Annotated in this window: 11 protein-coding genes; 4 read left to right on the forward strand and 7 right to left on the reverse strand. The window is 70.9% G+C overall.

Translation table 11 applies throughout. The annotated features are described in order from the left end of the window. Positions 1–34 precede the first annotated feature (34 nt). A complete protein-coding gene (locus tag H0E84_RS19790) occupies positions 35–2,047 on the reverse strand; it encodes an ABC-F family ATP-binding cassette domain-containing protein (protein WP_180680378.1) in 2,013 nt (670 codons plus the stop codon). A gap of 300 nt (positions 2,048–2,347) precedes the next feature. On the opposite strand from H0E84_RS19790, the gene H0E84_RS19795 reads away from it, so the two are divergent. The 3 genes from H0E84_RS19795 (at position 2,348) to H0E84_RS19805 (ending at position 7,525) form a co-directional block, all read left to right on the forward strand. Beyond that, positions 2,348–4,750, forward strand: coding sequence for a TonB-dependent receptor plug domain-containing protein (locus H0E84_RS19795; RefSeq protein WP_180680379.1), 2,403 nt, complete (start codon positions 2,348–2,350; stop codon positions 4,748–4,750). Positions 4,751–5,050: 300 nt separating this feature from the next. Next, positions 5,051–6,751, forward strand: a complete 1,701-nt coding sequence (gene ybaL / locus H0E84_RS19800; RefSeq protein WP_180680380.1) for a YbaL family putative K(+) efflux transporter — start codon at positions 5,051–5,053, stop codon at positions 6,749–6,751. 6 nt (positions 6,752–6,757) lie between these two features. Continuing rightward, the gene (locus tag H0E84_RS19805; protein ID WP_180680381.1) at positions 6,758–7,525 is read left to right on the forward strand and encodes an SIR2 family NAD-dependent protein deacylase; all 768 of its coding nucleotides are present in this window, start codon (positions 6,758–6,760) and stop codon (positions 7,523–7,525) included. 49 nt (positions 7,526–7,574) lie between these two features. Here H0E84_RS19805 and H0E84_RS19810 read toward each other — a convergent pair whose 3' ends face one another. Continuing rightward, positions 7,575–8,477 (reverse strand): TIGR01777 family oxidoreductase, encoded by a 903-nt coding sequence (locus H0E84_RS19810; protein WP_180680382.1) that lies wholly within the window; start codon positions 8,475–8,477, stop codon positions 7,575–7,577. 163 nt (positions 8,478–8,640) lie between these two features. Between H0E84_RS19810 and H0E84_RS19815 the strand changes: the two genes are divergently transcribed. Further along, on the forward strand, positions 8,641–9,897 hold the full coding sequence (locus tag H0E84_RS19815; RefSeq protein WP_180680383.1) for an MFS transporter: 1,257 nt from the start codon (positions 8,641–8,643) through the stop codon (positions 9,895–9,897). 137 nt (positions 9,898–10,034) lie between these two features. Here H0E84_RS19815 and clpB read toward each other — a convergent pair whose 3' ends face one another. The 5 genes from clpB to H0E84_RS19840 form a co-directional block, all read right to left on the reverse strand. After that, positions 10,035–12,620: an ATP-dependent chaperone ClpB gene (clpB, locus tag H0E84_RS19820; protein ID WP_180680384.1), complete on the reverse strand. Its 2,586-nt coding sequence runs from the start codon at positions 12,618–12,620 to the stop codon at positions 10,035–10,037. 540 nt (positions 12,621–13,160) lie between these two features. Next, positions 13,161–13,697, reverse strand: a complete 537-nt coding sequence (gene gloA, locus H0E84_RS19825) for a lactoylglutathione lyase (protein WP_180680385.1) — start codon at positions 13,695–13,697, stop codon at positions 13,161–13,163. 4 nt (positions 13,698–13,701) lie between these two features. After that, positions 13,702–14,319 (reverse strand): DUF4166 domain-containing protein, encoded by a 618-nt coding sequence (locus H0E84_RS19830; RefSeq protein WP_257644322.1) that lies wholly within the window; start codon positions 14,317–14,319, stop codon positions 13,702–13,704. Between the two features lie 45 nt (positions 14,320–14,364). Beyond that, positions 14,365–15,972 carry a SulP family inorganic anion transporter gene (locus H0E84_RS19835; protein WP_180680386.1) on the reverse strand — a complete coding sequence of 536 codons (1,608 nt, stop codon included), beginning with the start codon at positions 15,970–15,972 and terminating at the stop codon, positions 14,365–14,367. A gap of 144 nt (positions 15,973–16,116) precedes the next feature. Then, positions 16,117–18,381, reverse strand: coding sequence for a TonB-dependent receptor (locus H0E84_RS19840; protein ID WP_180680387.1), 2,265 nt, complete (start codon positions 18,379–18,381; stop codon positions 16,117–16,119). Between the last annotated feature and the right edge of the window lie 463 nt (positions 18,382–18,844).

The following is an 18,844-nucleotide window of genomic DNA, read 5'->3' on the forward strand; positions in this document are numbered from 1 at the left end:
GGAGCCTCCCGCGGCCGCCAGCGCGGCGTATCGATCAGGCGGCGTCGGCTTCGTACAGCGTCAGCAGCTCGGCCTCCGCCTGCGCCAGCGATTCCCGCAGCTGACCCTGCCGGCGCGCCAACTCCGCGGCGCGTGCATTGCCTGCCGCGTAGACCGCCGGATCGGCCAGTTCGGCGTCGAGGGCGGCGATGTCCGCTTCCAGCTCCTGCACCCGTGCCTCGGCGCGGGCGAGGCGATGCGGATTGACCTTCGGCTTGGCCGGCTTCGCGACAGCGCCCGGCGCTGCCGCGGCAGAGGATTGCGGCGCGGCAACGGGCGATGCCGCGCCAACGGCCGGCGGCGCGGGCTTCGCGCCCGCCGCCGGCCGCGAGCGCAGCCACGCCGCGTACTCGTCCAGGTCGCCGTCGAACGGCCGCACGGTGCCGTCGGCCACGCGCCAGAAGCTGTCGCTGACCAGCCCGATCAGGTGCCGGTCGTGCGAGACCAGCACGATCGCGCCCTCGAAATCGCTCAGCGCCTCGGCCAGCGCCTCGCGCATGTCCAGGTCGAGGTGGTTGGTGGGCTCGTCGAGCAGCAGCACGTTGGGCTGGCGCCAGGCGATCAGCGCCAGCGCCAGCCGCGCGCGCTCGCCGCCGGAGAAGGTGTCGATGCACTCGAAGGCGCGATCGCCGGGGAAATTCCATTTGCCGAGGAAGTCGCGGAACGCCTGGACGGCGGTATCCGGCGCCAGTTCGCGCAGATGGTCGATCGGCGAGGTGCCCGCCTTCAGCGCCTCCACCGTGTGCTGGGCGAAGTAGCCGATCCGCAGGTCCGGATGCGCGGCGCGCTCGCCCGCGAGGAGCGGCAGCTCGCCTACCAGCGACTTCACCAGGGTGGACTTGCCGGCGCCGTTGGCGCCGAGCAGGCCGATGCGGTCGCCCGGTTCCAGGCCGAAGCCGACGCCGTCGAGAACGACGACGTCGTGATTGGCGAGTGGCGATTCGCGATTCGCGAAAGCCGGCGCCGTGCTCTTGGACGAACCACCAATCGCGAATGACGGCTCTTCGACAGCCGAAGGCTGGCCATCACGTCGCGAAGCGACATAGCCGCAACGGGCGTCGTTGAGCCGCAGCAGCGCGTGCGGCAGCTTGTGCGGCGCGGGCAGCTCGATGCGCAGCTCGCGCTCGGCGCGTACGGCTTCGGTGCCGGCCAGCTTGGCCAGGCGTTTGATCCGCGACTGCGCCTGCCGGGCCTTGGTGGCCTGGGCGCGGAAACGGTCGATGAAGCTCTGCAGGTGGGCGCGCTCGGCCTGCTCCTTCTCGTGGGCGATCTGCTGCTGGCGCAGGTGCTCGGAGCGCTGGCGCTCGAAGGCGGTGTAGTCGCCGACGTATAGCTTCGCCTTGCCGTCGTGCAGATGCAGGGTGTGGGTGGCGACGTTGTCCAGGAACTCGCGATCGTGCGAGATCAGCAGCAGGGTGCCGGGATATTTCAGCAGCCACTGCTCCAGCCACAGCACCGCATCGAGGTCGAGGTGGTTGGTGGGCTCGTCGAGCAGCAGCATGTCGCTGGGCATCATCAGCGCGCGCGCCAGGTTCAGCCGCACCCGCCAGCCGCCGGAGAACGCGCTGACCGGCCGCTGGTGGGCTTCGGCCCCGAAGCCGAGCCCGTGCAGCAGCTTGCCGGCGCGCGCGGTGGCGTCGTAGCCGTTGACCTCGGCCAGGCGGTGATGCGCCTCGGCCACCGCTTCCCAGTCCTCGGCGGCGGTGGCGTCCGCCTCCGCACGCAGCGCGGCGGCGACCGCGACGTCGCCGGAGAGCACGAAGTCGATCGCGGCGTCGGGCAGCGAGGGGGTTTCCTGGGCGACGCTGGCGATGCGCACCCGTCCGGGCACGTCGAGATCGCCGCGGTCCGCCTCGACCTCGCCGCGGATCGCCGCGAACAGCGAGGATTTGCCGGTGCCGTTGCGCCCGACCACGCCGACGCGCCAGCCCGCGTGCAGGGCCAGGTCGACGTCGGACAGCAGCAGGCGCTCGCCCCGGCGCAGGGCGAAATTGCGGAAGGAGATCATGGACCGCGCATTGTACCGGGAGCGCCAGTGGGACGTAGGACGTGCCATGCACGCGAAGACCGGCGCGGGCGGCCATGCCCGGAAACGCCGCCAACCCGGTCGGAGCCACTCGGAACCACCGCCGCCCCGACGGAGCCACCGTTGCAGGAACTCGCGAAACCCCGTGTTCCCCGCCCCGGATTGTGAACTGCCTCTCATCCGCGAACAGTTGAGGATGCAACCGTTGACCCGTTCAGAATGAGGTGTTACAGCGGGATGACGCCCCGAAACACCACGATACGCAAAGGAGTCTTCCCCCTCATGCAACGCCGCCCCCTCGCGCTTGCCCTCGTCCTTGTGCTCGCCTCCCCCGCCGCACTGGCGCAGTCGTCCACGGCCGACGAACCCGCGCCGCGCGACCGCGCCACCACCCTCGACACCCTGATCGTCACCGGCACCCGCGTGGCCGACCGCACCGTGGCCGAGTCGTCCTCGCCGATCGACATCATCTCCCCGGAGACCCTGGAAGCCACCGGCACCGTGGAGCTGGCCACCGCGCTGTCGCGGGCCCTGCCCTCGCTCAATTTCCCGCGCCCGGCGATCACCGACGGCACCGACGCGGTGCGCCCGGCGCAGCTGCGCGGCCTGGCCCCGGACCAGGTGCTGGTGCTGGTCAACGGCAAGCGCCGCCACACCACCGCGCTGATCAACCTCAACGGCAGCCAGGGCCGCGGCTCCTCGCCGGTCGACCTCAACGCGATCCCGATCTCCGCGATCGAGCGGGTCGAGGTGCTGCGCGACGGCGCCTCGGCGCAGTACGGCTCCGACGCCATCGCCGGCGTGATCAACGTGGTGCTCAAGGGCAGCGACGCCGGCGGCGGCATCGCCGCGCGCTACGGCCAGCACAGCGCCGGCGACGGCGAGCAGTACCAGTTGTCCGGCGACGGCGGCATCGCGCTGGGCCAGGCCGGCTTCCTGCACCTGGCGGCGCAGGCCGGCCACCAGGACCAGACCGACCGCGCGCGGCCGTTCCAGGGCACGGTGACGCCCAGCTCGGCCCCGGCCGGCGTGGTGGTGCAGCGCTACGGCGACCCCGAGGTCGACAGCCGCGCCGCCTCCTACAACCTGGAGATCAGCCCGGCCGAGGGCGTGGTGTTCTACTCCTTCGGCACCTACAGCCGCCGCGACGCGCTGTCGAACGGCTTCTTCCGGCCGGCCGGAGACAACCGCAACATCCCGGAGATCTATCCGGACGGCTTCCTGCCCAACATCCGCAACATCGCCGACGACCGCGCCGGGGTGCTCGGCATGCGCGGCACCACCGCCGGCGGCACCGGAATCGACATCAGCTTCAACCACGGCATCAACCACCTGACCTTCGACGTCGAGAACAGCCTCAACCGCAGCCTCGGGCCGACCTCGCCGACGCGCTTCCATTCCGGCGCGCTCGAAGTCACCCAGAACGTCCTCAACCTCGACTTCAACCGCCCGGTCGACATCGGCCTGGCCTATCCGCTGGCGCTGGCCTGGGGTGCCGAGTGGCGCGGCGAGAAGTTCAACCAGAGCCCGGGCGACCCGGCCTCGTACGCCGACGGCAACCTGATCCTGCCCGACGACAGTCGCGCGCCGCCCGGCGCCCAGGTGTTCCCCGGCTTCCGCCCCGCCAACGCCGGCCAGCACGACCGCCACAGCTATTCGGCCTACCTGGATGCCGAGGCCGACTTCGGCGAGCGCTTCAGCGCCGGCCTCGCCGTGCGCTACGAGAACTACAGCGACTTCGGCAACACCACTTCGGGCAAGCTGTCGGGGCGCTACGCCTTCAGCGATGCGGTGGCGCTGCGCGGCACGGTGTCGACGGGCTTCCGCGCGCCGTCGCTGCAGCAGCAGCACTTCCAGTCCACCGCCACCAATTTCATCGGCGGGGTGCCGTTCGAGGTCCGCACCTTCGCGGTCGACGATCCGATCGCCGTAGCGCTGGGCTCCGAGCCGCTGAAGGCCGAGGAGTCGACCAACTTCAGCCTCGGCCTGGTGCTGCAGCCGGTGGAGGCGCTGTACGTCACCGTCGACGCCTACCGGATCGACATCGACGACCGCATCATCCTGTCGGAGAACCTGATCGGAGACGCGGTCACCGAGTTCCTCGAGGATCGCGGCATCTTCGGCGTGACCGGCGGCCGCTACTTCACCAACGCCATCGATACCCGCACCCGCGGCATCGATCTGGTCGGCACCTACCGCTGGGGTCTGGCAGCCGGCAATCTCGACCTGACCGCCGGCCTGAACTACAACGACACCGACATCGAGGCGATCGCCCCGAACCCGCCGGAACTCGAAACCGGCGATCTCGACCTGGAACGCATCGGCCGCGTCGAGCGGGGCCGTGTGACCGTGGGCGCGCCCTCGGACAAGTTCTTCCTGTCGGGCACCTGGCATACGGGACCCTGGCGCTTCGCCGCCGCGGCCACCCGCTACGGCGAGTTCGAGGTGCTCAACACCGATCCGGCCCGCGACCAGACCTTCGGCGCGGAATGGACCCTGGACGTGTCCGCCAGCTACGCGATCGACGGCTGGGACTTCACCCTCGGTGCCGACAACGTGTTCAACGAATACCCGGACGAGGTGATCTTCGTGAACTCCAACGCCGGGCAGCTGCCCTACAGCGCGGCCTCGCCGTTCGGCTTCAACGGCGCGTTCGTCTACGCGAGGGTCGGCTATACCTGGTGAGGGCGGGCCAGTCGGGCGGCCATCCCCGCCCGTAGGCGCGGCCCATGGCCGCGAAGGCCACGGGCGTCTCCGGCCGGGTTGGCGGTGATGCCGGGTGTGGCCAACCGCGCCGGCCTTCGCGTGCATGGCACGCTCCTACGCACAGCGCGCGCGGACGTGGCCTGCACCGCACGAATCGGTCCGGGCGACACCGGTCGGGCCGTGCACCGGGCGGTTACAGTTTCCGTGTCACGATGTCCGTAGCAGCCGCCCAGCCGCGCGCGGCGGCGCTGCGTTTCCCGCCCGCTTCCCCGAGCCCGGATGCCGCACGACATCTCCCTCATCTCCATGCTGTGCGTCGGCTTCGTGCTCGCCTTCGTGCTCGGGCTGGCCGCGCAACGGCTGCGGCTGTCGCCGCTGGTCGGCTACCTGGCCGCCGGGATCATCGCCGGACCCTACACGCCGGGATTCGTCGCCGACCAGGAGCTGGCGCCGCAGCTGGCCGAGATCGGCGTGATCCTGCTGATGTTCGGGGTCGGGCTGCATTTCTCGCTGCGCCAGCTGATGGCGGTGAAGGCGATCGCGCTGCCGGGCGCGGTCGTGCAGATCACCGTGGCGACGCTGCTGGGCCTGGGGCTGGGCGAGTACCTGGGCTGGTCGCACGGCGCCTCGCTGCTGTTCGGGCTGGCGCTGTCGGTGGCCAGCACCGTGGTGCTGCTGCGCGCGCTGGAGGACCGGCGCCTGATCGAGAGCGAACGCGGCCGGATCGCGGTCGGCTGGCTGATCGTCGAGGACCTCGCCATGGTGCTGGCGCTGGTGCTGATCCCGGCGCTGTCGGGCGCGCTCGGCGGACAGGACAGCGCACCCGGGTCCAGCCTCTCCGCCACGCTGCTGATCACCCTGGTCAAGGTCGGCGGGTTCGTGGCGCTGATGCTGCTGGTCGGACGCCGGGTGATCCCGTGGATCCTCGAGCGCGTGGCCGGCACCGGCTCGCGCGAGCTGTTCACGCTCGGTGTGCTGGCCATCGCCATGGGCGTGGCGTTCGGCGCCGCGGAGCTGTTCGGGGTGTCGTTCGCGCTCGGCGCGTTCTTCGCCGGCATGCTGCTCAACGAGTCGGAGTTCAGCCACAAGGCCGCCAACGATTCGCTGCCGCTGCGCGATGCGTTCGCGGTGCTGTTCTTCGTGTCCGTGGGCATGCTGTTCGATCCGGGCATCCTCCTCGAGCGGCCCCTCGAGGTGGTAGCGACCTTCCTGATCATCGTGTTCGGCAAGTCCGCCGCCGCGTGGGCGATCGTGCGCCTGTTCGGCCGCCCGAACTCGACCGCGCTGACGATTTCCGCGAGCCTGGCGCAGATCGGCGAGTTCTCCTTCATCCTCGCCGGGATCGGCCTGTCGCTGGAGATCCTGCCGCCGGAGGGCCACGACCTGGTGATCGCCGGCGCGCTGCTGTCGATCATGGTCAACCCGTTCCTCTTCACCCTGCTCGACCGCTGGCAGGCCCGCGAGGACGCCCGCGCCGCAGCGCTGCGCGTGCCGGAGCCGAAGGCGCCGCCGCTCGACATCGAGGGCCACGCGATCCTGGTCGGATACGGCCGGGTCGGCAGCCAGCTCGCCGGCCTGCTGGCCGAGCGCCAAGTCCCGCTGGTGGTGGTGGAGGAGGACGCCCACCTCGCCGCGAAGGCGCGCGAGGCCGGCCTGCTGACCGTCCGCGGCAACGCCGCGTCCGAGCAGGTGATGGCCGAGGCGCTTCCGGAACGCGCGCGGATGGCGATCTTCGCCATTCCCCGGGCGCTGGAGGCCGGCGAGACCATCGCCCGGCTGCGCGCCGCCAATCCCGAGCTGAGCATCCTCGCCCGCGCCCACAGCGATGGCGAGGTGCGGCACCTGCTCGAGCACGGCGCCGATGCCGCGGTGCTGGCCGAGCGCGAGCTGGCGTATTCGCTGTCGGAGATGGTGATGGCGACGCCGCCATTCCGCGCGTTGCGCGCGGCGCCCTACCGCACCACCCCGGCGCCGTCCTGACCCGCGATGCGCATCGCCTTCCTCACCGGCGCGGGCATGTCCGCTGAGAGCGGCGTCCCCACCTTTCGCGATGCACTGACCGGCCTGTGGGCTCGTTTCGATCCGCAGCGCCTGGCCACGCCGGAGGCGTTCGCCGAGAATCCGGCGCTGGTGTGGGGCTGGTACCGCTGGCGCGCGGCGCGGGTGGCCGCGGCCCTGCCCAATGCCGGCCACGCCGGCATCGCGCGGCTCGAAGCGCTGGGACACCGGGTCGAGGTGATCACCCAGAACGTCGACGACCTGCACGAACGCGCCGGTTCCTCGCGCGTCCATCACCTGCACGGGCGGCTGCTGGCATCGCGCTGCGCGGCCTGCGGCGCGCGCCGGGCGCCCGATCCGATCCTCGACGGGTCCGCGATGGAGGACGGCGGCGCACGCGAAGCGCCGCCGCAGTGCACGGACTGCGGCGGCAGCTACCGTCCGGACGTGGTGTGGTTCGGCGAAGCCCTGCCGCAGGCGCCGTGGGAGAAGGCCTGTGCGGCGATCGACGGCTGCGAGCTTGCGGTGGTGATCGGCACTTCTGGACTCGTGCAGCCGGCCGCTTCCCTGCCCGCGCTGGCGCTGGCGCGCGGCGTGCCGGTGCTGGAAATCAATCCCGACGCCACTCCGCTCTCGACGCGCGTCGACGCCCTGTGGCGGGTGCCGGCCAGCCGCGGTATCGCCGCCCTGCTCGAACGTCTCGAGGCCGCAGCGCGGACGGCCCCCCGCGACCTCATCGCAGCCGCCCCCCTGTAGGAAGAAGCTGCCGCCCCGCCGGACGACCTCGTGGGAGCGCGCCCGGCGGCTACGACAGCTGGGCGCGCAGCGCGTCTTCGAGACGCGGATGCAGGAACCGGAATCCGGCCTGCGTCAGACGCTGCGGCAGCACCCGCTGGCCGTCCAGCAGCAGGGTCGCCATCTCCCCGAACCCCAGCCGCAGCAGCGGCGCCGGCAGCGGCAGCAGCGCCGGCCTGCGCAGTGCCCCGGCCAGCGCCGCGGTGAACTCCGCGTTGGTCGCAGGCTGCGGCGCGGTGAGGTTGACCGGCCCGTCCGGCGCCGCGGCGTCATCGTCGAGATGCCTGTGCAGCAGCGACCGGACCGCCTCCACCCAGTCCTCCCTCGCGATCCAGCTCAACACCTGACGTCCGTCGCCCAGGCGCCCGCCCAGTCCGAGCCGGAACGGCGTCAGCAGGCGCCGGACCATGCCGCCGTCCGGGTGCAGGACGACGCCGGTACGCAACAGCACGACCCTCACGCCGAGCGCTTCCGCCTCGAGCGCCGCCTCCTCCCAGCGCGCGCACAGCCGGTGCACGAACTCGTCGTGGAACCCGCTCTCCTCGGTCAGCGGCTCGTCGCCACGGGCGCCGTACCAGCCGACCGCGGAACCGCTCAGCAGCACGCGCGGGCGCCGTGCGCAAGCCTCCATCCACGCGAGCAGCCGCCGCGTCGGCTGCAGCCGGCTGTCCAGCAGTTCGCGCTTGCGTGCCTCGCTCCAGCGGCGTTCGGCGATTCCGGCGCCGGCGAGGTTGACCACCGCATCCCAGGCGTCGTCGCTGGCCAGCGCGTCGTAGCCGCGCACTTCCACCGTCTCGGGATGCGCCGCCTCCGGCGTGCGCGACAGCCAGGTCACCGCGGCGCCGTCGTCCACCAACCGGGCGCTCAGCGCGCGCCCCAGGAAACCGCTGCCGCCCGCGATCAGCACGCGCATATCGCACCTCCTCGCCCGTCCGCGGCGCTCGGGCGCCGCCTGCGCGCCGCACCGCCGCGCCACTACAGCAGATCCGCGATCAACCCGGCGTCATGGCGCGGCGCGCTCCGGGTCACGGACGCGATCGGGCACTCGCGTTAGGCTTGCAAGGATGCTGCAAGCCATGCGCCCCCTCCTCTCGCTGCTGTCCGGAGTCGCGCTGCTGCTGCTGGGCAGCGGCCTGCTCAATACCCTGATCCCGCTGCGCGGCAGCCAGCTGGGATACTCCGAAACCCTGATCGGCGGCTTCACTTCGGCCTACTTCGCCGGTTTCTTCGTCGGCACCTACCTGGCGCCACGCCTGATCCGCCGCATCGGCCACATCCGCGCCTTCGCCTTCTACACCGCGTGCAGCGCCTGCGTGGTGCTGCTGCACGCGCTGAGCGCCGATCCGCTGCTCTGGCTGGCGGCGCGACTGGGGCTGGGGATCGCCCTGGTGGGGCTGTACACGGTGATCGAAAGCTGGCTGGGCGCGCAGGCCGAACCGCAGCAGCGCGGCCGCGCTTTCGCCACCTACATGGTGGTCAACCTGGGTGCGCTGGCGCTGGCGCAGCAGCTGCTGCGCATCGAAGCGGGTGCCGACTTCGTGCTGTTCGTCGTGGTGGCGCTGCTGATCTGCGCCGCCAGTCTGCCGGTGCTGCTCACCACGCAGGCGCTGCCGCAGCTGCAACCTGCGCCGCGGCTGCACCTGCGCCGGCTGTTCGCGGCCGCGCCGACTGCCGGCACCGGCGCACTGCTGTCCGGTCTGGCGATGGGCGCATTCTGGGGCCTGCTGCCGGCGTTCTTCATCCAGCGCGGCATGGGCGCGGTGGACATCGGCACGCTGATGAGCGTGGCGATCCTCGGCGGCGCCGCCCTGCAGTTGCCGCTGGGGCGGCTCTCGGACCGCCACGACCGCCGGTTCGCCCTGGCGCTGGTCTCGGCCGCCGCCTGCGTGTTCGCCGCACTGATTCCGGTGCTGATGCCCTGGCCCGGGGCGACCACGGTGCTGATCTTCCTCTACGGCGGGATGGCGTTCTCGATCTATCCGATCGTGGTGGCGCATCTGCTCGACCACCTTCCGCCGGAGGACATGCTCTCGGCCAGCAGCAGCGTCCTGCTGCTCAATGGCGCCGGCTCCGCGATCGGCCCGCTGGCTGCAGGCCTGCTGATGGCAGCGACGGCGCCTGCGGCGCTGTTCGGCTGGTTCGCGCTATTGCTGGGCGCCCTGGCGCTCTACGCCGGCTACCGCTACCAGGCCTTCCGCCGCGTGCAGACCCATGGCCCCGCGTTCGTACCGATGCTGCGCACCACGCCGGCGTCGCTGGAGATGCTGGCCACGGAGGCCGGCGAGCAGGCGGCGGAAGTGGAGGAAGCGGCGCAAGACCGGAGCGCCCCGTAGGAGCGGCCCATGGCCGCGAAGGCCGCGGAGGACTCCGGCCGGGTGGCGGTGATTCCGGGCTCGGCCGCCGACGCCGGCCTTCGCGTGCATGGCACGCTCCTACGCAAACTGGCGGCGGGGCTTCTGCAGAAGGGCCGTCAACCCTTGGCGAACACGATGCGGCCGCCGTCGACGTCCACCAGCACGGTATCGCCGTTGCCGAAGGCGCCGGACAGGATCTGTTGCGCCAGCGGGTTCTCCAGCTGCTGCTGGATCGCCCGCTTCAGTGGCCTTGCGCCATACACCGGATCGAAGCCGACGTTGCCCAGCAGCTCGAACGCCGGCTCCGTCACCTCGATGCGGATGCCCCGCTCGCCCAGCCGCTTCTCCAGCCCGCGCATCTGGATGCGCGCGATCTCGCGGATCTGGGTCTTGTCCAGCGAGTGGAACACCACGATGTCGTCGAGCCGGTTGATGAACTCCGGGCGGAAGTGCGACTGCACCACGCCCATCACCGAGGCCTTCATCCTGGTATACGCCTCCGGGCTGTCGTCGCCGTCGAACTCCTGGATCATCTGGCTGCCCAGGTTCGAGGTCATCACGATCACGGTGTTGCGGAAGTCCACCGTGCGCCCCTGGCCGTCGGTCAGGCGGCCGTCGTCCAGCACCTGCAGCAGGATGTTGAACACGTCCGGGTGGGCCTTCTCCACCTCGTCGAGCAGGATCACGCTGTACGGGCGCCGGCGCACCGCCTCGGTGAGGTAGCCGCCCTCCTCGTAGCCGACGTAGCCCGGAGGCGCGCCGACCAGGCGGCTGACCGCGTGCTTCTCCATGAACTCGCTCATGTCGATGCGCACCATCGCGTCGCCGCTGTCGAACAGGAACTCGGCCAGCGCCTTGCACAGCTCGGTCTTGCCCACACCGGTGGGGCCGAGGAACAGGAACGAACCCGACGGCCGATCGGGATCCGACAGGCCGGCGCGCGAACGCCGCACCGAGTCCGACACCGCCTTGATCGCCTCGTCCTGCCCGACCACGCGCGCGTGCAGCGCGTCCTCCATCTTCAGCAGCTTCTCGCGCTCGCCCTCGAGCATCTTCGACACCGGGATGCCGGTCCAGCGCGCCACCACCTCGGCGATCTCCTCCGCGGTCACCTTGTCCTGCAGCAGGGTGAAGCCCTGGGTCTCGGCCTCCTGCGCGGCGGCCAGCTGCTTTTCCAGTTCCGGCAGGCGCCCGTACTGGATCTCGCTCATCCGGGTGTAGTCCTGCTTGCGCTGCGCGGCCTCCAACTCCAGCCGGGCCTGCTCGATCTGCTCCTTGATCCGGGTCGCCCCCTGCACGGTGGCCTTCTCGGCCTTCCACACTTCCTCCAGGTCGTTGTACTCGCGCTCCAGCCCGGCGATGTCGGTTTCCAGATCCGACAGGCGCTGTTTCGATTCGGCGTCCTTCTCCTTCTTCAGCGCCTCGCGCTGGATCTTGAGCTGGATCAGCCGGCGCTCCTTGCGATCGAGTTCCTCGGGCTTGGAGTCGATCTCCATGCGGATCCGGCTGGCGGCCTCGTCCATCAGATCGATGGCCTTGTCGGGCAGCTGGCGGTCGGCGATGTAGCGGTGCGACAACGTGGCGGCGGCGACGATCGCGGGATCCGTGATCTCGACGCCGTGGTGCACCGCGTAGCGCTCCTTGAGTCCGCGCAGGATCGCGATCGTGTCCTCGACGCTCGGCTCGCCCACGAATACCTTCTGGAAGCGGCGCTCGAGCGCGGCGTCCTTCTCGACGTACTTGCGATACTCGTCCAGCGTGGTGGCGCCGATGCAGTGCAGCTCGCCGCGCGCCAGCGCCGGCTTGAGCATGTTGCCGGCGTCCATGGAGCCCTCGGCCTTACCGGCGCCGACCATGGTGTGAAGCTCGTCGATGAACAGGATGATCTGGCCCTCGTTCTTGCCGAGATCGTTGAGCACCGCCTTCAGCCGCTCCTCGAACTCGCCGCGGAACTTGGCGCCGGCGATCAGCGCGCCCATGTCCAGGCTCAGCAATCGCTTGCCGCGCAGCCCTTCCGGCACCTCGTTGTTGACGATGCGCTGCGCCAACCCCTCGACGATCGCGGTCTTGCCCACGCCCGGCTCGCCGATCAGCACCGGGTTGTTCTTGGTGCGCCGCTGCAGCACCTGGATGGTGCGGCGGATCTCCTCGTCGCGGCCGATCACCGGGTCGAGCTTGCCGGCCTCGGCGCGCGCGGTCATGTCGATGGTGTACTTCTCGAGCGCCTGGCGCGCCTCCTCGGCGTTCTCGTCCTGCACCTTCTCGCCGCCGCGCATCGCGTCGATGGCGGCGCCCAGGCGGGCCTGGTCGGCGCCGGCGGCCTTGAGCGCGCGACCGGCCTCGCCGCCGTCCTCCAGCGCCGCCAGCAGGAACAGCTCGGAGGCGATGTAGGCATCGCCGCGCTGCTGCGCCAGCTTGTCGGTGACGTTGAGCAGCCGGCCGAGGTCGTTGCCGACCGAGATGCTGCCGGCCTGGCCGGACACCTTGGGCAGCTTCTCCAGGATCTCGCCCAGCCGTTCGCGCAGCAGCGGCACGTTGACCCCGGCCTGTCCCAGCAGCGGCCTGGTCCCGCCGCCGGACTGGTCCAGCAACGCCACCAGCAGGTGCACCGGCTCGATCAGGTTGTGGTCGCGCCCGACCGCCAGCGACTGGGCGTCGGCGATCGCCTGCTGGAAGCGCGAGGTGAGCTTGTCCATCCGCATCGGGTGGTCCTCCGGAATGTGCGGGGCGCCCGGGGATGTCCGGCGGGACGCCGTGATGTCCCGTCAATGCGGGTCGCGCCCCCCGGATTCAAGTCGCGGACCGGCCCCACGGGCCCTGCCCCCCGGCGCGTTCCCGGCAGCCCGGCCATGAACCGTCTACCACTGTTCGAACGAACGGCCCGAAGACAGCGGGGCCATCGGGCGGGGGTGGCGCCGCAAGTCGCTCCCCGATACTCGCTTGGTTGCGACGCCACCCCCGCCCGATGGAGCGACATCACCGGCGCTTTCAGAAGAGCAGGAGCCGACGCGGCTGAATCCGTGGCCGCGACCCCCGCTCTCCAGTCCGATCGCCACAACGTCCCCAGCGGGCCGGGGGATGCGTGACAACCAAGCGAGTATCGGGGAGCGACTTGTCACGTAGCCCCCGGCCCGCCCCCGGGCTTTTCTCGGCTACCTGACGACCTGCACCCACACTGTCGACCCGCTTCGCGATCGAATCGCCAGAAGCACCTGGCGTCATCGGACCGGGCGGCCGGTGCGTCAATCCAGCGGCGCGGGCTGGATGATCTCGACCCAGTAACCATCGGGGTCCTTGATGAAGGCGATGCTCTTCATGCTGCCGTCGGACAGCCGCTTCTGGAACGGCACGGCGAGCGCCTCGAAGCGCGCGCAGGCAGCGCGGATGTCGGGCACGCTCACGCAGATGTGGCCGAACCCGCGCGGCTCGCTGTTGCCGTCGTGGTAGACCGGCCCCTCCTGCGCCTCGGTGCCGTGGTTGTGGGTCAACTCCAGCACGCCGCGCTGCTGGGCCAGCCACTCCCGGCGCGCCTCGTCGGCGTCGGGAAGCGCGGCGGCGGCGTCCACCAGCACCAGGAAATACAGCGAGAAACCGGCCTGCTCGAAATCCACCTTGCGCGCCAGGGTGAAGCCGAGCACCCGGGTGTAGAAATCCAGCGATGCCCGCGGGTCCTTGACCCGCAGCATGGTGTGGTTGAAGACGAAGTCGCGGGTGGCGGCATCGCGGTCGGAGGCGACGCCTGGGACTTCGGCGAGTTCGGCACGGGTGCGAACGGTCATGTGATCACTCCTGGGGGGAGGCGCCCATGATCGCCGATTCCGGCACCGGCGGATCGGCGGGCGCATCCACGTCCGCGGGCAGCAGCCAGCCCTCGTAGCGCACCACCCGCCCCAGCAGCGGCAGCACCGCCTCCACCAGGAACTCGTAGCGCTCGCCGTTGGCGCGCTCCCGGCAGCGCACTCCCTCGAACAACCGCGCCGGCAGCGGCAGCAGCCCGAACAGGCGTACGCCCACCGTGTTCCAGAACACCATGCCGTCGTTGACGTGCAGCGCGAAGCGGAACTGCAGCGGACCGCGGCGTTCGACCAGCCGGCCGTTGCGCGCCTGCAGCCGCGACGCCATGCGCATGCCGCCGAAGTCGCGCTGCCAGTGCTCGGCACCGCCATCGGCGACGAAATCGACCGTCAGCGGCACGTCCGCAGCCGCCCGCGGCAATCCGGCGAAGCGTGCGCACAGCCGCGCCAGCGGGCCGGCACCGCCCTGGATCGAAGCGCGCCCGGCGCAGCGCAGTCGGCCGCGGTTGGAATGCAGCAGGCGTACCGCGTCGGGCAGGGTGAAGAACGGCGCGCCCAGCAACTGCTGGTACAGCGTCGGCGCGACCGGGCTCGAGGGCGTGGACATCGGCGGCATCCCTGCGGACGGGCGGGCGCGCAGCATAACCCGCGCTCAGGCCCCGGCCGGCGGCCGGCGCTGCAGAGCCAGCAGGCCGAGCGCGGCGGCCAGCGCCAGGTAGGCGCCCGCGAACTGCCAGACGATGGCCTGGCGCAGTCCGTCCAGCCGCCAAGGCAGGTAGATCGCCCCCTGCGGATGCGCCGAATGGATGATGCCGAAGGCGGTCAGCGCAGCGGCCAGCAGCAGGCAGCAGACCGCGCGCCACGGCCGCGCGTCGATCATCGCCACCAGCATGGTCGCCCACAGCATCGCCGTGATGATGAAGCCATTGCCCAGCACCACGATGGTCGCCAGCTCCGGCAGCCCGTGGCCGTTGCCGGTGGCGTACAGCTCGGCGAAGCGCCCCGGCTCGATCCACGCCGGATTACCCAGCTTGATCGTCAACAGGTAGGCCACCGCCGGCAGGAACGCCAGCGCCACCGCGATCGCATGCTCGCGGCGGGTGTCGTGGAAGGCCTGCACCGCGATGTCGATGCCGACGTAGACGATGATCGGCGCCAGCACCGCCAACGGCAGCCACTGCACCAGCCCGGCGATCAGGCCGAGCATGCCGCCCAGGCCGACGAACAGCCCGGTCAGCAGGGTGTAGCCGCTGCGCGCGCCCATGTGCTTGTAGGCCGGCTGGCCGATGTAGGGCGTGGTCTGCGCCACCCCGCCGCAGGCGCCCGCCACCAGGGTCGCCACCGCCTCGACCAGCAGCACGTCGCGGGTGCGGTAGTCGTCGCCCGCGGCGCGCGCGCTCTCGGCCACGTTGATTCCCCCGACCACCATCAGCAGGCCGAACGGCAGCAGCAGCGACAGGTAGGGCACGGTGGCCGGCAGGCCCTCGATGGCACCGAGCGTCGGCAGCGGCAGCACCGGCACCGGCGCGATCCAGGCCGGCAGCGCGAATCCCGGCAGCGCGCCCGACAGGCCGAGCGCGTAGTACAGCGCGGTCCCGACCAGGAAGGCGAACAGCACCCCGGGGATGCGCAGCGGCAGCCGCCCGCGCGCCACCAGCGCGTACAGCAGCAGGCCCAGCGTCACCAGCCCCACCACCGGCGAGCGCAGCGTTTCCACCAGCGGCAGGAATCCCAGCAGCACCAGCGCCGCGCCGCCGATCGAGCCGAGCAGCGCCGCGCGCGGCACCATCCGGGTGATGGCATCGCCGGCGAAGGACAACACGAACTTGAGCGCGCCCATCACCAGCAGCGAGGCCATGCCGAGCTGCCAGGTGGCGATGCCTGCCGCCTCCGGGTCCATGCCCTGCGCGCGATAGCCGGCGAACGCCGGGCCCAGCACCAGCAGCGCCATGCCGATGCTGGTGGGCGCATCCAGGCCCAGCGGCATCGCGGTGACATCGTCGCGTCCGCTGCGCGCGGCCAGACGCCGCGCCATCCAGGTGTAGAGCAGGTTGCCGACCAGCACCCCGAGCGCGGTGCCGGGGAACATCCGCCCGAACACGATCTCGGCCGGCATCCCGAAGATCCCGATCAGCGCCGCGGCGATGAAACCGAGGATCGACAGGTTGTCGACCACCAGGCCGAAGAACCCGTTGAGGTCGCCGGGGACGAAGAGCGGGGATTGGCGATTGGTGATTCGCGATTGGTCGGCGGGCGGCATCGGCAGCTTCCGGAGTCAGCGGGTACAGGCCGCAATGTCGCGGCGAAGCGAGCGCCGCAGCCGCCGACGCTCTTGCGAATCACCAATCACAAATCACGAATCACCAGTTCCCAATCACCAATCACGAACACCGAATCACGGCCTTCAGAACCGCACCGTGTACTCGACGCCCCAGGTCCGCGGCTCGTTGAGGAAGCCGGTGAGGTTATTGAAGTCGATCGCGCCCACCACCCGCGTGGTGTCGGTGATGTTGCGGCCGAACAGCGCCAGCTCGTGGTCGCCCTGGTTCCAGTTGTAGCCCACGCGCAGGCCGCCCTCCACCATCGACTTGCCGGTGAACTCGATCGACTCGTAGAGGAAGAAGTTCACCTCGCTGCGGTAGGCCCAGTCGGTGAACACGAAGAATTCCCCGTTGTCGCCCATCGGCACGCCGTAGCGCAGGGTCAGCGCATGCACCCATTCCGGCGCCTGCGGCAGGCGGTTGCCGTCGATCAGGTACAGGCCCGAACCCGGGGAGGTCTCCGGGTCGGTCACGGTGCAGCCGCCGCCGCAGCCGGGCACCGCGAGCCCCGCATCCTCGATCTCGGTGTCGTTGTAGCTGCTGCCCAGGGTCACCAGCAGGTGGTCGGTCAGGTAGGCCTCCAGGTCGAGCTCGAAGCCCTGGCCACGGGTCTTGTCGGCGTTGAGCAGCGTGGCGGTGTTTGCACCGCCGCCCACGGCGATGATCTGCTGGTCGTCGACGTCGTAGCGGAACACGTTCAAGCCCAGGCGCGCGCGGCGGTCCCACAGGTCCGCCTTGACGCCGGCCTCCCAGGAGATCGCCTCCTCGGAGTCGGCGGTGGAGACCCCGCCGAACGCCAGCCGCCCCTGGATCGACGGCGCGCGGAAGCCCTTGGCCACGCGCGCGTAGACGTTGACCTCGTCGTTGAGCGCGTAGACGCCGCTCAGGTCCCAGCTGACGTCGTCGACGTCGGTGTCGACCAGGTAAGGCCCGCTGACCGGCGTACCGAACGGCACCGCCTGCAGCACGCTGGCCGAGAACTCCTTCTCGTCCTTCGTGTAGCGCAGGCCGCCGCGCAGGGTGAAGCGCTCGCTGACCTCGAAGTCGCCGGAGGCGAACGCCGCCCAGGCCTTGTTGCGCTGGTCCTGCACCGCCAGGCCGGTCTGCGGGTTGCCCGGCGCCAGCGAGTCGTAGTTGAAACTGTGGATGGTGATGTCCTCGTCGAACCAGAACAGCCCGGCCTGCCAATCGAAACGCCCCCACTCGTTGGACTCGAGGCGGAATTCCTGGGTGATCTGGCGGTGATCGGGCAGGCCGTCGGCGGACTCGGCCGCGAACGGGATGAACCCGGGGCCGTAGTTGCCCTCGCCGAGGAAGGCGGCGCCGTAGCCGCCGTCGATGTCGCCGCGGTTGAGCGACTCGGCGCTCTCGTAGCCGGTGATGGAGTACAGCGTCACCCGCCCCAGGTCCCAGCGCAGCCGCGCGCTGCCGCCCCAGGTCTCCAGGTCGGAGAAGTTCACGCCGTCGGTGCTGACCACGTCGCGATCGAAGCCGGGCACCAGGTCGTTGGTGCCGGGCGCGATGATGTTGGCGCGGAACAGCCGCGCGGTGCCGTTCATGTGGCGCTTGTGCAGATTGAACAGCCCCTCGAAGGCGTCGCCCTCGTAGAGGAACTGCACCCGCGCGGCGGACTCGTCGTAGCCCTCGAACCCGTCGTTGGGGCCGTCGAAGGCGTTGTCCACCGAGTCGTCGCGACGCTGGTACAGCGCCGAGGCGCGCGCCGACCAGCGCTCGGTGAGCGGGCCGCCGTAGGCGCCCTCGAAGTTGAACATGCCGTCGCTGCCGGCCGCGGCCTGGACGTAGCCACCGGCATCCTGCGAGGGCTTGGCCGATTCGAACTTGACCACGCCGGCCGGCGTGTTGCGCCCGAATAGCGTGCCCTGCGGGCCGCGCAACACCTCCACCCGCTCCAGGTCGAACACCGGGAAGCCCTTCAGCAGCGGGCTTTCCTGCACCACTTCGTCGTAGACCAGCGACACCGGCTGCGAGGCGTTGAGGTCGAAATCGGTATTGCCCAGGCCGCGGATATAGAAGCGCGGGAATGCGCGTCCGTAGGAGGATTCGATGTTGAGGCTCGGGACGCGCCCGGAGAGGAAGCGCACGTCGCCCCCTCCGGAGCCGAGCACGTCGAGCTTCTCGCCGCCGACCGCGGTGATGGAGACCGGCACGTCCTGGATGTTCTCCACCCGGCGCTGCGCGGTGACCTGCACCGCGTCCAGGGTGGTGGCGTCGGGTCCGGCCGGCTGCGGGACGGATTGCGCCGCCACGGGCGTGACCATCGCCAACAGGGCGGTGGCGAGGGCGGCGGGAAGCAGGGCAAGGGCGGGGCGCGGGGCGGAGCTCGGCATGGGAGGGCGTCCGGTAGGCGGGAAGGGTCCAGCACGCGGATGTTGCAGCACAGCAACAGCAGGAGCAAATCCCTGTGACAGGGGCCCGCCGAATCCGCGGCCCGGTTGCGGCGCCCGCCACCCCGATGGTCCGGATTTCACCGGTGCCTCCTGGAAGCGAGAGACCCAAAAATGCGGCGCAAGCGTCCCGCGGCCGCTCTCCGGCCAGATCGCCACATCGTCTCCAGCGGGCCGGGGGATGCGTGACAACCAAGCGAGTATCGGGGAGCGACTTGGCACGGATCCCCCGGCCCGCCCCCAGGCGCGTTCCCGGCAGTCCAGGCCGACCACCGTCCACAGCTGTACGAACGAGCGGCCCGAAGGCGCCTGGGGCCATCGGGCGGGGGTGGCGCCGCAAGTCGCTCCCCGATACTCGCTTTGTTGCGACGCCACCCCCACCCGATGGAGCGACATTCGCCGGCGC

It is taken from the genome of Luteimonas salinisoli, assembly GCF_013425525.1.
Lineage (GTDB): Bacteria > Pseudomonadota > Gammaproteobacteria > Xanthomonadales > Xanthomonadaceae > Luteimonas > Luteimonas salinisoli.